Here is a 15,338-nt window from a genome sequence, read left to right as displayed (position 1 = left end):
TTGGATTAACGTATTTGAGATAAGAAACCAGATGAGGCCTCTTCTAAAATATTGGAAGAGGCCTCGATACATATAGGATAGGGAATGAGCCGAGTTATTAAAATTTCATGCCGACTCCAAAGCCGAGCAGGAATGGGTTGATGTCAACTTTTGCCGGTATGGATAGGTTGGGGGCGAGGTTTGACGCATCCACATTGACATCGGTCTTTAAAAGAATATACTTAGCATCTAAATTCACGAAATATTTTTCAGATAGCTTAAAATCAATTCCCAGTTGAGTTGCAAAGCCGAAAGCATTATCATATTTTACATTTTTAACCGTTTGCCCCGCATTGACGCTATAGAATATGGTGTAATTTATTCCCGCTCCTACATAGGGTTTAATGGCACCGTCGGGGAGGAAGTGATATTGCGCTGTCAGTGTGGGAGGGAGGAGCCATACACTCCCCAGATCCACATTGCTGGATGGACTGCCACCAATGGCAGTTAAATTTGAACCTGTTGTATTAACTTTATGTTTTGTAGTCCCAAGGATCAATTCCGCCGCAATGTTTTTTGTGAAGAAATAGGTGAAGTCAAGTTCAGGGATAAATTTCGTATTGATGTCGACGTCTCCGCCTATGGTATTAATCTTGGCCGATTCGTTTGGCATGACTGTCACACCTCTGAGTCTCATTTGCCAGCGTTGATTAGGGATTGTTTGTGCCTGTAAACTTAGTGCGCCTAGGGTAAGTGTTAGTGCAATTAAAAGTAGCTTTTTCATATCATTAAGGGTATTTTGTTTGCTGTAAAACTATTGCTAAAATCAGGGCAAAAGAGTGACGATAATCAGGTTGAAAAATGAATGATACGATGTTTTTCCTATTGCAGATGATGTACCTTTATAAATTACTGTTGTAAAAAATGGGAAAGTATGGGTAGGTGTAAATCCGCTGTAATAGTTTTTCAAGCCACATTGGGATAATAGGCCTATTACACGCATTTGTCTCGCCTGAGCACGAGCAAACGTTATGAAAGTATGTCATTCGCGCAACTGCGGATTGTGTACGAAATACCTCCTATGAGCGTTGAGGGCAAGAGGGAGGACTGGAGTTTCGTTTAGCGGGGCTAATGGGGATACAAATCCGGTATGTCAATGCATATTGAATGGAATAGGAACGCTCCTAAAATAGAACAGGTCGNNCGACCTGTTCTATTTTAGGAGTTACGGTTTTACGCGTTTTTCTTCACTTCCTTACCCCAAGAGTCTTTTAATGTAACCGTACGGTTAAAGACTAGATGGTCTGGCGTTGACTGTGTGTCTAATGTAAAATAACCCAATCGTATAAATTGATATCCCTTTCCAGGCGTAGCGTTAGCCAGATCCGGTTCAATGTAAGCACGTTGGATAATATGTAAACTTTCAGGGTTGATCGATGCTTTAAAATCTTCTGCAGCGGCAGGATTTTCATCATTGAACAATCTGTCGTACAACCTTACTTCGGCTTCTTTCGCATGTGGAACCGAGATCCAATGGATTGTTCCTTTAACTTTTAATCCTGAAGTATCTTCTCCTGATTTTGAGTTTGGAACATAGGTACAATGAACTTCCGTCACGTTTCCGTTTTCATCTTTCACAAAATCATGACAGGTAACGATGTAAGCATGTTTCAAACGTACAGAAAGTCCAGGGCCCAAACGGAAGAATTTTTTTGGTGCATCTTCCATAAAATCATCGCGCTCTATCCAGAGCTCTTTTGAAAATGGAATGGAGCGTGAACCTTCACCGCCTTCGACTTCAGGGTTATTCTCACCAATAAGATCCTCTACCTGACCATCAGGATAGTTTGTGATCACCAATTTGATTGGATCAAGGACAGCCATTCTGCGCCATGCCGTTTTGTTGAGATCCTCACGGATACAGAATTCCAAAAGACTGACATCGATCATGTTTTCACGTTTTTGAACACCGATTTTTTCACAGAAGTTGCGGATACTCGCCGGTGTATACCCCCTTCTGCGCAATCCTGAGATCGTAGGCATGCGCGGGTCGTCCCAGCTTTCAACAAACTTATCATTGACCAGTTGCAGTAATTTACGTTTACTCATGACAGTATAGGTCATATTCAAGCGTGCAAATTCGTATTGCTTGGAAGGGAAAATTTCCAATTTATCTATACACCAATCATAAAGTGGGCGATGTGGAATAAATTCCAATGTACAGATGGAGTGTGTAATTTTCTCAATGGAGTCTGATTGGCCATGTGCAAAATCATACATCGGATAGATACACCATTGATTCCCCGTTCTGTGGTGATGAGCGTGCTTGATGCGGTATAATAAAGGGTCGCGCAAGTGCATATTTGGGCTAGCCAAATCAATCTTTGCCCGAAGTACTTTTTCGCCATCTTGGTATTTACCGGCGCGCATATCTGCGAATAAGGTCAAATTTTCATCAATAGACCTGTCGCGATATGGTGTCGGAACACCGGGTTCTGTTGGGGTACCTTTTGCTGCTGCAATTTCTTCAGCAGTGCTGTCGTCCACATAAGCTAGACCTTTTTTTATTAGCTCAACGGCATAACGATATAGTGTCTCAAAATAATCTGAAGTATATAATTCCTCTGCCCACTGGAATCCAAGCCATTGAATATCTTTCTTGATGCTTTCAACATACTCGGTATCCTCAGTGACAGGGTTAGTGTCATCAAAACGTAGATTAGTCTTGCCATTATACTGCTGTGCTAATCCAAAATTCAAGCAGATGGATTTGGCGTGACCAATGTGGAGGTAACCATTTGGCTCAGGAGGAAAACGTGTCAATACACGTCCGCCATGCTTTCCTGTTCGAAGATCCTCTTCGACAATTTCCTCGATAAAATTTAATGATTTTTCTTCACTCATAATACAAAGTTAATTATTCGTAGCGAGATATTAGCTAGGAGATCGTAGATATTCGCCTTAGTATGAGTGATTGAATGTGCTGGCTGTATCGGTAAGAATGGGAAGACGTAATAAGGTTTGGACCCACAATAAAAAAGGGACGAAATTTCGTCCCTTTTTACCGATTTTTATTACTACGCTATTTATAAGCGAAGACTTCACCTAGCTCGTCATTATTGGTAAACGTACAGTGTTGATCGATCAATTCTCCAGTGCCGATATTGATAATCATGCCATGCACGGCAAGATCATCACGCTCTTTCCATGCATTTTGAATGATTGACGTCGCGCACAGATTGAAAACTTGCTCTTGTACATTGAGCTCGATTAAACGATCTACTTTTTTATCATGCTCTTGGATCGCATCAATCTCTGCACTGTGTAAGCGATATACATCTTTGATATGACCCAACCAGTTGTCAATAATACCGTACTGCTTGCGGCTTAAAGAGGCTGCTACACCACCACAGCCATAGTGACCTGCGATAATGACATGTTTTACTTTCAAAACATTGACCGCATAGTCTAAGACGGAAAGCATACTCATATCGGAGTGAATGACCATGTTGGCAATATTACGATGAACGAATACCTCTCCAGGCTTTGTACCTGTCAATTCATTTGCAGGTACTCGGCTATCGGCACAACCGATCCAAAGAATTTCTGGATTTTGACCTTTAGAAAGCTGTTGGAACCGCCCTGTAGCATCATTCTTTACAAACTCCATCCACTCTTTATTTCCCTTAATGATATTGTCAAATCCTATTTTTAAATCTTTATTTTCCATATTCTTCTTATTTCACTCTTGCCCGAAGGCATCGTTTCAATTTTATTATGATAATACAAATGTCTAAATTCATTGTTTACTTCAAACAACTTATTTTTATTGAATAGCTGTTCTTGCTATTCAATAACCGTCTCTCCCCCATTTCAATCCAGCTTGCTAGCCGACCAATGGAAGGGAGTGGCTTACGAGATACGTCAAAGGTCCTTATCCTATGAAGGTTTCTTATACACCACCTGCAAAAGTTCGATGTCTTTGCCTTTACTTCTGGCATTCTGTTCAAAATCTTTGATGACTTCGATGACATCCTTGTCTATAAATTTACTGAATGTCCCATCGATTCGGATCTTACTGATCGATTTTGGTAAGCTGTACAATTTTTGTTGGATAGGAACCTTGTTCAAAAATGATACTTCCTCCGCTAATGTAATGACAGCCTTATCTTCTTCATTGTCTTTTTCAATATTATATTTAAAAGCATTTTTCATATTGGCTCTTAAGATATAGAATGTCGCCACGACAATACCTATCCCTACCCCCATAAGGAGATCGGTAAACACAATCGCTACAATGGTGACAAAAAATGGGATAAATTGATCTAAGCCTTTTTTGTACATTGAGGTGAATAGACTTGGTTTAGCCAATTTATATCCTGTATGGAGAAGGATGGCCGCCAGACAGGCCAAAGGAATCATGTTCAGCATTGTTGGGATAGCGAGCATAGCGACCAATAGCCATATACCATGCATGATGGCAGATTGCCTTGTTTTTCCGCCTGCATTGACGTTTGCTGATGAGCGTACAATTACGGAGGTCAACGGCAGACCTCCCAGAAGTCCACTGGTCATATTTCCGATGCCTTGTGCAACAAGTTCGCGGTTGGTTGGCGTATTTCTTTTGTAGGGATCTATTTTATCAACGGCCTCGATGCTCAATAAAGTCTCTAAACTTGCAATAATTGCAATCGTAAATGCAGCTATCCACACATCTTTGTTGACAATCTGTGTAAAGTCCGGGAGGGTAAATAATCCTGTGAATTCAGCAAAAGAACCGACAATAGGGACTAGTACAAATTGCTTGTCATGCAACTGGAATGCTGAGCCGTTGAAAAGATAAGCTAAACTTACGCCTAGCATCACGACAACCAATGGGGCTGGCACCTTGTTGAGCTTTGGAATAGATGGCCAAAAGATTAGGATCGCCAATGACAAGGCGCAAATGATCAATGCACCAAAGTTGATCGCAGAGGCTATCGTGTCAAAATAGGCACCGATACCATGACCATTGTCCATTTCGAAGGCATGTGTTTCCACTAAGCCCAATGCCAAAGGAATCTGCTTCATGATAATTGTGATACCGATCGCAGCAAGCATACCGACAATGACTGCTGAAGGGAAATAGTTTCCGATCATCCCTGCTTTTAATATACCGAGAATAACTTGTACTACACCGGCAATCACGACGGCAAGTAGAAAGGTTTCATATGCCCCTAGGCTCTGAATAGCACCTAAGACAATAACTGTAAGACCAGCAGCTGGCCCACTTACACTGAGTGGTGATTTACTGATTGAAGCGACAACGATTCCACCAATTACACCAGTCAATAATCCTGCAAACAATGGCGCACCAGAGGCCATTGCAATTCCCAAACATAATGGAAGTGCCACCAAAAACACCACAACACTAGCAGGGAAGTCATATTTTAAGTCTCTTTTCGATAGTTTCAGAAAAGCCGACGTACGAGTTCCAAACATAAAATTTGTGTTTATCTGTAAAAAATTTTCATCAGGCGACCTTTAACTGGCGTTGTATCATGTATACCGTTTGGCGTTCAACAGCATAACAAAGCGTTAGTGCCGAGCCAAATCAACGATAACATCAACAGAGCCAAAGCCGATTACTTCAGAAAAATCAAAGATTACCGCACATACTTTACCTTTAGCATGCGGGTTGACGGGATACATCCCTAGGGATGCCTTTATGAATAGTTAGGAGGCGGTGTTGGAACCGTAGGATGGAAAGCTAAAATGCTTTTCTCATTTTTAAGATAATTCTTCTGTTTTCCTTGGTTCTCAACGAGAATGGTTTCAAATACAATAGGTTCTTCTGTTTTTGTATTGAAAAATTTTGAGGCAGTTTCAAGTGTATCATTACTTGCGCCGTTATTGTTTTCGATTTCCAGTTGTAAAACGACCTGTAAGATGGTACTTTGATCTAAGCTGTTTGAAAAAATAGGCGAAATAGAGATGGCCATCTTTGTGAAAAAGATGATAGCACAAAGGAATGCTGCCACAAATCTAAACTGCTTATTTAACATTTTTTATTACCTTTAATCTTACTGTTTACATCGTAAAAATAGTAATTCTATGTTAAATTCAAATTAATAGTGCACTAAAAATAAAATTTGGCACGAAATTGTGACGAAGAGATTATTTTTTGAAAAGTTTTCAATTTTTATTGATTTATAAATATTAAGCCTTTTGTATGGCAAATAAAGAACAATTTATAGAGAAGGTTCAAGCTTCCTATAATCCCAAAGGAGCGTTTATCTATCTGGGAGCGGGAATGCTTAATGGCGAAATTCTGGCAGAGGCAAAAGTGAATTTAGCCTTGAAAATGATGAACCGTCACGGACTTATTGCAGGGGCTACCGGAACCGGTAAAACACGTACGCTACAATTGATCGCTGAACAATTGTCGGATGCCTCTGTACCAGTATTTATGCTGGATGTTAAAGGTGACCTATCGGGCCTAGCAGTGCCAGGGGTGACCAACCAAGCCCTTATTGATCGGGGAAATGCCGTGGGGGTGCCGTTTGAGCCATCGTCGTTTCCGGTAGAACTGTATTCACTGTCCGGCAATAAGGGGATTCCGATGCGGATTACTGTAGAAGATTTTGGGCCCGTCTTGTTGGGCCGGATACTCGAACTTAATGAAACACAGACCGGCGTATTGGCTGCGATGTTCAAATATGCACAGGATCACCAAATGCCGTTGATTGATTTCTCAGATACGAAGAAACTGCTTACTTACCTTTCTGAAGGACCCGGCAGCGAAGAAATCAAAGGTGATTATGGTAAGATTAGTTCGGCAAGCTCGGGAACCATCCTGCGTAAGATCGTCGCATTGGAACAGCAGGGGCTAGCGCATATCTTTGGTGAGAAAGAATTTGATATTAACGATCTATTTCAGAAGGTAGATGGTAGGGGTGTGATTAGCCTATTGAATATTTCTGACGTGCAAGATCAGCCGGTGCTTTATTCTACATTCTTATTGAGCTTATTGGCACAGCTATTTAAAAATATGCCTGAGGTGGGTGACTTGGACAAACCCAAGTTGGTCTTCTTCTTTGATGAAGCCCACCTGCTGTTCAATGGGGCTCCTAAAGCCTTTTTGACTCAAGTGGATCAAATCATTCGCCTTATCCGTTCGAAGGGGATCGGCGTTTTCTTTTGTACACAGTCTCCAACCGATGTACCTGAATCTGTATTGGCCCAGCTGGGTAACCGTGTGCAACATGCATTGCGTGCCTTTACGCCCAACGATGCTGAAAATTTAAAGAAGACTGTAAAAACCTATCCAAAATCCGATTTTTATGAAATTGATCAGGTCCTGACTTCTTTGGGTACTGGACAGGCATTAATCACAGTATTGAATGATAAAGGTATTCCTACAGAGGTTGTCGCTACACATTTGGTGCCGGCGCGTGCAGTTATGGGACCTGCAGATGATGCAACGGTTAGCCAAATTATCAATCAGTCTGATTTGCGGGCAAAATATCAGGAGCGACAAGAAAATCGCTCTGCGGCTGAAATCATAGACGAAAGAATGCAGGCTGCAGCACAGGAAGAACAACGCGCGGCCCAGGAAAAAGAAGCGGAAAAAGCAAGTCGGCCAAGCTCCAGAAGACAGACACCTCTAGAAGCTGCCCAACGAACGGCAACAACGACCTTAGCAAGAGAGGGAGTTAAGTTTTTGGGCAAACTAGCGACGGGTTTATTAAACGCATTCTTAAAAAAGAAATAATACTAATTTTTGGATTCTTTTCGTTTCAATACTATACCTTTGAAGGCGGAGCCGAACTTAGCTAAATTTGCTTTTGAGGGCAATTTTAGCTAAGTTTGCGGACGAAAAGAAAATTCTATTAACGCAATTAAATATGAGTAAACCAACCCTTTTGATTTTGGCAGCAGGAATGGCTAGCCGGTATGGTTCTTTAAAACAAGTAGATGGTTTTGGCCCACACGGCGAGACAATTATTGACTATTCAATTTACGATGCTATTCGCGCAGGATTTGGAAAAGTTGTATTCATTATCCGGGAAGAATTTCTGGAAAAGATGAAAACAGTATTTGATGAAAAATTGAAAGGTAAAATAGAAGTAGATTACGCTTTTCAAGATTTTGACCTAACAAAATTCGGTGTTAATCACGTTATCGAAAGAACAAAACCTTGGGGTACTGCCCATGCGGTGATGAGTGCTAAAGATAAAGTGCATGAACCATTTTGTGTAATCAATGCAGACGATTTCTACGGATCGGATTCTTTTCAGAAAATGGCCGAGTTCTTAACAACCGAGGTTTCTGATCAACAAATGTCGTTGATGGGCTTCCAGGTTGGAAATACCATGTCCGATTATGGCTACGTTTCACGCGGAGTATGTGAGGTTACCCCTTCTGGACATATGGAAAGTGTAACTGAACGTACAAATATATACTACAAAGGCGAAGGCGACGATCGCAAAATCGTTTATGAGGAAAATGGGGTGGAGACAGATCTAGATCCTAAAACCCGTGTTTCGATGAATTTCTGGGGTTTTACACCAAAGATTTTCGAAGTAGCTCAGGCGATGTTTCCTGCATTTGTTGAGGAAAATAAGGAAAATTTAAAAGCAGAATTTTTCATTCCTTCTGTACCAGATTATATGGTGAAGCATAAGTTGGCTGATTTTAAGGTAATCCCAACTTCTTCGAAATGGTTTGGCGTAACTTATAAAGAAGATAAACCTATCGTACAAGAATCAATTTCAAAATTGGTGGCTGATGGAGTATATCCAGAAAAGTTATTTTAAGAGCTAAAAGAAATAGCTTATCTTTCACCTGTATTGTCAAGCAATACAGGTTTTTTTTTGACCTGTGCGCTAGATTAATTGAGCGGAAATAAATCTTTGATGAAAAAAATTCTTAAAGTGTTTGGTTATCTTATTTTAGGATTGTTGTCTTTTTGTGTGCTCTATATTGTTGCTGAATATAGTTTGTCAAGAATTTCGGCTCCAAGGAAAAATATAGACGAAGAGAAGACGATTCAGGTTTTTGTTCAGTCCAATGGTGTTCATACCGATATCGTATTGCCTGTCGTTAACGAAGAGATGGATTGGTCGCAACTATTTCCTTATGGGAATACGGTGGGGAAACATAGCGGATATCGGTATGTCGGTATCGGTTGGGGGGATAAAGGATTCTATTTGGATACACCAGAATGGAAGGATCTTAAAGCATCGACGGCCTTTGTGGCTGCCTTTGGATTAGGGGAGTCTGCCATTCATGTGACCTACTACAATTCGGTTCAGCAAGATGAATTATGTTTTGCTTATCAGATCAGTAAATCCCAATACCGTGATCTGATAAAATATATAGAAGATTCGTTGGATCGAAATCAAGCGGAAGCTATTTTGGTGAAAACAGATGCGCAGTATGGCGACTCAGACGCCTTTTACGAAGCAAAAGGAGCCTATAGCATGTTTTATTCGTGCAATACCTGGACCAATAATGCCTTAAAGAGAGCGGCGATGCCAGCAGGTATTTGGGCTACTTTGGACAAAGGAATCTTAAGTCACTATAAGGATAAGAAGTAGCTGGAAATGCATAAGTGTATTGCGGTGAAGGTTAAACGAGATAGTGAAAGTAATAGACATAAAAAAGCTCCGGGAATAATCCTGGAGCTTTTTTTATGAGGAGGAGTGATTATTTCACTTCTTCGTAATCTACGTCAGTTACATCATCACCACCTTGGTTTCCACCTTGAGCTTGACCTGTATCACCTTGAGGTTGTTGTGCACCACCTTGAGAAGCAGCGTACATTTCTTCAGAAGCAGCATTCCAAGCATTTTGCAATTCTTCAGAAGCAGCATCGATATCAGCAAAGTTTTTCGCTTCGTAAGCAGCTTTTAATTTTGTTAAGCCAGCTTCAATTGGCGCTTTTTTATCTGCTGAAATTTTATCGCCATATTCTTTCAATTGTTTTTCAGTTGAGAAGATTAAAGCGTCAGCTGCATTTACTTTGTCAGCTTCTTCTTTTATTTTTTTGTCAGCATCAGCATTTGCTTCAGCTTCTTCTTTCATGCGTTTGATTTCGTCGTCAGACAAACCTGAAGATGCTTCGATACGGATGTTTTGTTCTTTTCCAGTCGCTTTATCTTTCGCAGATACTTTGATGATACCATTGGCATCAATATCAAAAGTAACTTCGATTTGAGGAACGCCACGAGGTGCTGGTGGAATATCGTTCAAATGGAAACGGCCGATTGTACGGTTTTGGTTTGCCATAGGACGTTCACCTTGTAAGATGTGAATTTCTACAGATGGCTGATTGTCTGAAGCTGTAGAGAACGTTTCCGATTTTTTAGTTGGAATTGTTGTATTTGCTTCGATCAATTTAGTCATCACACCACCCATTGTTTCAATACCCAATGAAAGTGGAGTAACATCCAATAATAAAACGTCTTTTACTTCACCTGTCAATACACCACCTTGGATAGCAGCACCTAAAGCGACAACTTCATCCGGGTTTACACCTTTAGAAGGCTCTTTTCCGAAGAATGCTTTTACAGCATCAACGATTGCAGGGATACGCGTAGAACCACCTACTAAGATAATTTCGTCAATATCAGATTTGCTAAAACCAGCATTTTTCAATGCAGACTCACAAGGAGCAATTGTTCTCTTGATCAAGTCAGCTGCCAAAGCCTCAAATTTAGCACGTGATAATGAACGAACTAAGTGTTTTGGACCAGTTGCATCTGCAGTGATATACGGCAAGTTGATTTCTGTAGAAGTTGCGCTTGATAATTCGATTTTCGCTTTCTCAGCAGCTTCTTTCAGACGTTGCAATGCCATTGGATCTTTTTTCAAGTCAAAGCCATTGTTTTCACTTTTGAATTCTTCATTCAACCAGTTGATGATTACGTTATCAAAGTCATCACCACCTAAGTGTGTGTCACCGTCAGTAGATTTAACTTCAAATACACCGTCACCTAATTCCAATACCGAAACGTCATGTGTACCACCACCACAGTCAAACACAACAATTTTCATGTCTTTGTGTGCTTTGTCCAAACCGTAAGCTAAAGCTGCTGCTGTAGGTTCGTTAATGATACGTTTTACAGATAAACCAGCGATTTCACCAGCTTCTTTTGTTGCTTGACGTTGTGCGTCGTTGAAATATGCAGGAACTGTAATAACAGCTTCAGTTACTTCTTGACCTAAGAAATCCTCAGCGGTTTTCTTCATTTTTTGAAGAATCATAGCAGAGATCTCTTGTGGTGTATATTTGCGGTCGTCAATTTCTACACGCGGTGTATTGTTGTCACCTTTAACGATTTTATAAGGTACGTGTTCAGCTTCTTTTACAGCTTCATCGTATGAAAGTCCCATAAAACGTTTGATGGAATAAATAGTTTTATGTGGGTTAGTAATTGCTTGACGCTTTGCTGGGTCCCCAACTTTGCGCTCGCCACCTTCTACGAAAGCTACGATCGAAGGAGTTGTACGTTTACCTTCGTTGTTCGTAATTACTACAGGCTCGTTACCTTCCATTACGGCAACACATGAGTTTGTAGTACCTAAGTCAATTCCTATAATTTTAGACATATCTTGTGTTTTAATTTTTTACTTAAATAAATTCTATCAGTCTATTATCAACCCTTATGCCAATCCAAAAGTTTTGTAAAAAAAACACTATTTGTCATCAATTTGTCCTTAGGTACTGCCAAACTGACATTTTCAATACACCAGTTGCTCTAATATCCTTTTTTTAGCTGACTCGTTTTGGCGATTGCGTGGCATATATCTGCCAAAGATTTCCGAAAATTCAGCAAGTTTCATTTTTTTTGATTTTTTATCCCGCCAATCAGAAGGAACAAGTTTATTGGTATAGGCGATATTTGTAGCCCAATATTGAATATGCATTTCAGGGATGACAAGACCCAATATCATGCCCGGGAGACCATGGCTTAATGCTGGTCCTGCCGATACTGGAATCTCTTCCGAATAGTAAGCGATCAGATAGAGTGAGTCTTTGGTAGCACCATTGACTCTGCGGCAGTTTACTCCGGCGATATTTCGGAATTCCTCCGTGAAACGCCAAGTAATGCTGTCCAAAGTTTCCGAAAGAATGTATTTTTCGTCGATGTCAAGCTGAATGTCTGCTGTGCCGGTTTTCAGATCCTGGTAGAGGACTTTGCCGTTCTTGTTGGCGCCACCCCTAAATTGCCCTCTTTGGTTTCCTCCGATTCGGACCGCACCCTGAGATCTGCCCCCTCTGCCTGTGCCCGAAGTTATCGTAGGTGCGGCCATTTTGACTTCACCACGTTGTTTTTCGTTAACTACGCTTTCCTCAGGCATCAACACGGTAGAATTCTCATCAAAGTAGAAGTTTAATTTTTCCGTATGTGAATCCGGCATCTTGTCGAGATATTCCATCATGCCCATCCCTCTGTCCATTCCTTTCGAGCTCATGTCGTTGGATAGCTGCCGCATGCGTGCTTTTGTGTACGTGACTTTGTCAAAACTGATCGTACCCCTACTTCCAAAATAGGCATATTGTGCCTGAAGCGATAAACCACACAGGCAGCAGATGATAACGGTCAAATATATTTTTTTAATCATTTCCTTTCCCTAGATATTTGTTGAAATCCCATTTTACACCGACCAAAAAATATTGTGTCAATACCTGTTGAACGGACTCTGAATAGTTGGTTTCACTCGCGTTACGACGTGTGTTGTTAAATGTATTGAACAGGTCAAAGGCCTTTAAGCTGAGTGTCATACTTTCATCTTTCAGTACTTTTTTCTCTAATTCAATATTGGTATAAAATTGATTGATTGATTTTTTATAAAGTTTCGTAGGTCCTGTATAGCTATAGTAAATGTTTGCCATGACATTACACTTCTTCGGTAGAAAGTATTTGATGTACGCCGAAGTCCCACCTTGAAAACTTGTTGCGTTGTATTGGGTGTTGATCGAGTTTTGCTGTACATTAAAACCAGCATTCGCCGAAAGATCAAAGTCGAATCCTTCTGAGTCCTGCTCATTTAAGCTAGAACCTAAACTAAAGTTGGTATTCTTTGCATTATTCAGTAGAAACTCGCCGCCGGACTGTCCGCCTTCAAATTTGGTATAGCTGTAGCTGTTGTTAAACCTGACGTTTGCACTCTTGTTAAAATTGATGCGACGATTGGCCAATGGCTGCATATGATTGATATTCAAGCCGCCATTCCAGTTGGATTTACCCGATAGGTTTTCATAAGAACTGATTTGAGCCGAGTTGTCTAGTATGGTTGTTTTGTTGACAATAGGATTATTAACAAATGACAAGTTCCCGTTGATATTGATATTCGTTCCTTTCAATAAACTGAACGCGTTATAATTGGCCGAAATGTTATTGTTCACCGCGCGTTTTAGATCGGGATTACCGACTTGTTGAAACAACGGATTGGTCTGAGGTTGCAGTGGTTGTAACTGATCAAACGATGGAATGATATTCGAACTTTGATAAGCTAAACGTATATTTTTGCTATTTGAAAGGCGATAATTGGCATCAACATTTAAATTGTTATCCCAGAAATTCCGGGCAAGATCAATTGATCTATAACTATCATTTAACTGTTGATTCTTGTAGAACGTACGGTTGGAAAAATTGATCTCCAACTTTTCTTTGCGATAGGAAAAGTGCACATTCACACCTTGATTGGTATTATTGTCGATCTGGTTTTGAGAATATAGTGAATCAAACTTTTGTGTAATATTGTTTATTGAATTTTGGGTATTTGTACTCTTCGAATGATTGAAGCTGTAGCCTAAAGCCAGATTGATATAGTCACTGATACGGTTGTTGAAATTGATCGAAGAGTTGAAGTCATTGCCTTTATTCCGGCCATGTCGCGTTTGGTTGATAATTGTACTATCCCCGGTTTTGTAAAAATAAGTCCGTGAATTGACTTTACTCTCTGAATCTGACTCTTTGTGATTATTGCCGACCATCACATTTAAAGAACGCCCCGCTTTTAATCGTTTTCTATAATTTAGGCGAAAATTATTGTTGGAACTTGAGGAGTTCGATTGATTGTTCTCCCTAAAGTCACTGATTGGGTTGCCCGATCCATCGCCCGTTTTGCTGTCTGTATAAGTTAGATTAGCGTTGGTAGCCCAATTGGCATTGGATTGGAGTTCCATATTTTGCGTGGAATCCAGTCGCATGTTAAGGTTTGATCTGAAACCATTACTTCGGCTATGTCTCTCGCTATCGTTTTTACTGTTTTTTTCCTGAATGGATTGATCAGGCAGCACATTTTTATTGTAAGTCTCCGAGTGGTTCTTGTTGCTGTTGTTGTCGTAACCATAGTTGGCGTTTACTTTTAAGGCCTTTTTGAAGAACTGATTTTCATAGTTTGCTCCAAGATTTGTATTCAGTGGTTCGCCCGTAATCTGGTTGTTCATCCGTAAAGAACCTTCACGGCCACTTGAACTCCCCATGTTATTGTGACTGCCCGTAATCCCAATTCGCTCGGTCTTATTGAATTTGGCAGCGAACAGATTTCCAGCATACAATCCTTTGGATCCCGCCAATGCCTCCATATTTCCAAAGATACCCTTTCGTGCTTTCTCCTTAAGTACTACGTTAACGGTTTGGATCCTTACGCCATCATCGATACCTGATAACTCGGCTTCCTCGGATTTCTTTTCATAGAGCTGGACCTTATCGACAGCATCTGCACGTACATTTCGAATGGCTATTTTGGGGTCATAACCAAAAAACTCCTCCCCATCGATAAACACCTTCTGTACAGATTTTCCTTGGGCAGTGATACTTCCGTCTCCCGTAACCGTAAAACCGGGGAGACGACGTAGTAAATCCTCCAACTTCGCATTCTTTTCCGTGGCAAAACTCGCCGCATCATATTCGATGGTGTCGCCTTTCAGTGTAATTGGAAGACGACGCGTAACAATCACCTCCTGTAAGACATTTCTTTGGGAATTTATTTTGATATCATGCAAGTCGAGATCTTTATCTGCAATTTGGATCGTATCACTGTAGAGTTCAAACTTGGGGTATGTGGCTAAAATAATGTAGCTTCCGGGCTTGATATTTTTTACCTGAAACTTTCCCTCTTCATTGGCTCTGTTAAAATAGCGAAGGACTGAGTCGCGGTTCAATAAAATAATTGAAGCATTGGTCAGAGGTTTGTCATCCGCCTTGTCCAGAATCCTCCCCTTGATGTTTATTTGGGCGTAGGCACTATTGAAGATGACAAATAGTAAAAGTATTAATTGAACTAATCTTTTCATGTACGGGTTGTATCTTTCAAATATAATTTACTTAATCGTTAATAAATGTAAAACATCTCTTCTGAAT

At 40.5% G+C, this 15,338-nt stretch carries 11 protein-coding genes; 3 read left to right on the top strand and 8 right to left on the bottom strand.

Translation table 11 applies throughout. The annotated features are described in order from the left end of the window. Nucleotides 1-97: 97 nt before the first annotated feature. From B3P16_RS13365 to B3P16_RS13345, 5 genes are all read right to left on the bottom strand, one after another. On the bottom strand, nt 98-763 hold the full coding sequence (locus tag B3P16_RS13365; RefSeq protein WP_070570317.1) for an OmpW/AlkL family protein: 666 nt from the start codon (nt 761-763) through the stop codon (nt 98-100). Nucleotides 764-1,212: 449 nt separating this feature from the next. Next, nucleotides 1,213-2,883, bottom strand: a complete 1,671-nt coding sequence (locus B3P16_RS13360; RefSeq protein ID WP_286752727.1) for a glutamine--tRNA ligase/YqeY domain fusion protein — start codon at nt 2,881-2,883, stop codon at nt 1,213-1,215. A 178-nt stretch (nt 2,884-3,061) separates the two neighbouring features. Beyond that, on the bottom strand, nt 3,062-3,709 hold the full coding sequence (locus B3P16_RS13355; protein WP_046673652.1) for a carbonic anhydrase: 648 nt from the start codon (nt 3,707-3,709) through the stop codon (nt 3,062-3,064). 209 nt (nt 3,710-3,918) lie between these two features. Next, nucleotides 3,919-5,460, bottom strand: a complete 1,542-nt coding sequence (locus B3P16_RS13350) for a SulP family inorganic anion transporter (RefSeq protein WP_046673653.1) — start codon at nt 5,458-5,460, stop codon at nt 3,919-3,921. Between the two features lie 224 nt (nt 5,461-5,684). Then, nucleotides 5,685-6,023, bottom strand: a complete 339-nt coding sequence (locus tag B3P16_RS13345; protein WP_053003623.1) for a hypothetical protein — start codon at nt 6,021-6,023, stop codon at nt 5,685-5,687. 167 nt (nt 6,024-6,190) lie between these two features. Between B3P16_RS13345 and B3P16_RS13340 the strand changes: the two genes are divergently transcribed. The 3 genes from B3P16_RS13340 (at nt 6,191) to B3P16_RS13330 (ending at nt 9,560) form a co-directional block, all read left to right on the top strand. Next, on the top strand, nt 6,191-7,732 hold the full coding sequence (locus B3P16_RS13340) for a helicase HerA-like domain-containing protein (RefSeq protein ID WP_046673654.1): 1,542 nt from the start codon (nt 6,191-6,193) through the stop codon (nt 7,730-7,732). Nucleotides 7,733-7,865: 133 nt separating this feature from the next. After that, complete coding sequence (locus tag B3P16_RS13335; RefSeq protein ID WP_046673742.1) at nt 7,866-8,777, top strand: sugar phosphate nucleotidyltransferase; 912 nt, start codon at nt 7,866-7,868, stop codon at nt 8,775-8,777. A 99-nt stretch (nt 8,778-8,876) separates the two neighbouring features. Then, the gene (locus tag B3P16_RS13330; protein ID WP_070570357.1) at nt 8,877-9,560 is read left to right on the top strand and encodes a TIGR02117 family protein; all 684 of its coding nucleotides are present in this window, start codon (nt 8,877-8,879) and stop codon (nt 9,558-9,560) included. Nucleotides 9,561-9,669: 109 nt separating this feature from the next. Here the strand turns inward: B3P16_RS13330 and dnaK are convergent, their stop codons facing one another. The 3 genes from dnaK to B3P16_RS13315 form a co-directional block, all read right to left on the bottom strand. After that, the gene (gene dnaK / locus B3P16_RS13325) at nt 9,670-11,574 is read right to left on the bottom strand and encodes a molecular chaperone DnaK (RefSeq protein WP_286843259.1); all 1,905 of its coding nucleotides are present in this window, start codon (nt 11,572-11,574) and stop codon (nt 9,670-9,672) included. Nucleotides 11,575-11,706: 132 nt separating this feature from the next. Then, complete coding sequence (locus B3P16_RS13320) at nt 11,707-12,591, bottom strand: GLPGLI family protein (RefSeq protein WP_286769136.1); 885 nt, start codon at nt 12,589-12,591, stop codon at nt 11,707-11,709. Next, nucleotides 12,584-15,271: a TonB-dependent receptor gene (locus B3P16_RS13315; RefSeq protein ID WP_286843257.1), complete on the bottom strand. Its 2,688-nt coding sequence runs from the start codon at nt 15,269-15,271 to the stop codon at nt 12,584-12,586. The genes B3P16_RS13320 and B3P16_RS13315 overlap by 8 nt, the downstream gene beginning before the upstream one ends. Nucleotides 15,272-15,338: the final 67 nt, after the last annotated feature.

The sequence above is a fragment of the Sphingobacterium sp. UBA7631 genome, from assembly GCF_002483935.1.
In the GTDB taxonomy this organism is placed as follows: domain Bacteria; phylum Bacteroidota; class Bacteroidia; order Sphingobacteriales; family Sphingobacteriaceae; genus Sphingobacterium; species Sphingobacterium multivorum.
This window is presented reverse-complemented; position numbering and strand designations above follow the sequence as displayed.

Bases quoted from the DNA above. Each gene is read 5' to 3' on its own strand.
- B3P16_RS13320 (WP_286769136.1), bottom strand. From the start codon at position 12,591: ATGATTAAAAAAATATATTTGACCGTTATCATCTGCTGCCTGTGTGGT.
- B3P16_RS13335 (WP_046673742.1), top strand. From the start codon at position 7,866: ATGAGTAAACCAACCCTTTTGATTTTGGCAGCAGGAATGGCTAGCCGG.
- B3P16_RS13345 (WP_053003623.1), bottom strand. From the start codon at position 6,023: ATGTTAAATAAGCAGTTTAGATTTGTGGCAGCATTCCTTTGTGCTATC.
- dnaK (WP_286843259.1), bottom strand. From the start codon at position 11,574: ATGTCTAAAATTATAGGAATTGACTTAGGTACTACAAACTCATGTGTT.
- B3P16_RS13360 (WP_286752727.1), bottom strand. From the start codon at position 2,883: ATGAGTGAAGAAAAATCATTAAATTTTATCGAGGAAATTGTCGAAGAG.
- B3P16_RS13365 (WP_070570317.1), bottom strand. From the start codon at position 763: ATGAAAAAGCTACTTTTAATTGCACTAACACTTACCCTAGGCGCACTA.
- B3P16_RS13355 (WP_046673652.1), bottom strand. From the start codon at position 3,709: ATGGAAAATAAAGATTTAAAAATAGGATTTGACAATATCATTAAGGGA.
- B3P16_RS13350 (WP_046673653.1), bottom strand. From the start codon at position 5,460: ATGTTTGGAACTCGTACGTCGGCTTTTCTGAAACTATCGAAAAGAGAC.
- B3P16_RS13315 (WP_286843257.1), bottom strand. From the start codon at position 15,271: ATGAAAAGATTAGTTCAATTAATACTTTTACTATTTGTCATCTTCAAT.
- B3P16_RS13340 (WP_046673654.1), top strand. From the start codon at position 6,191: ATGGCAAATAAAGAACAATTTATAGAGAAGGTTCAAGCTTCCTATAAT.
- B3P16_RS13330 (WP_070570357.1), top strand. From the start codon at position 8,877: ATGAAAAAAATTCTTAAAGTGTTTGGTTATCTTATTTTAGGATTGTTG.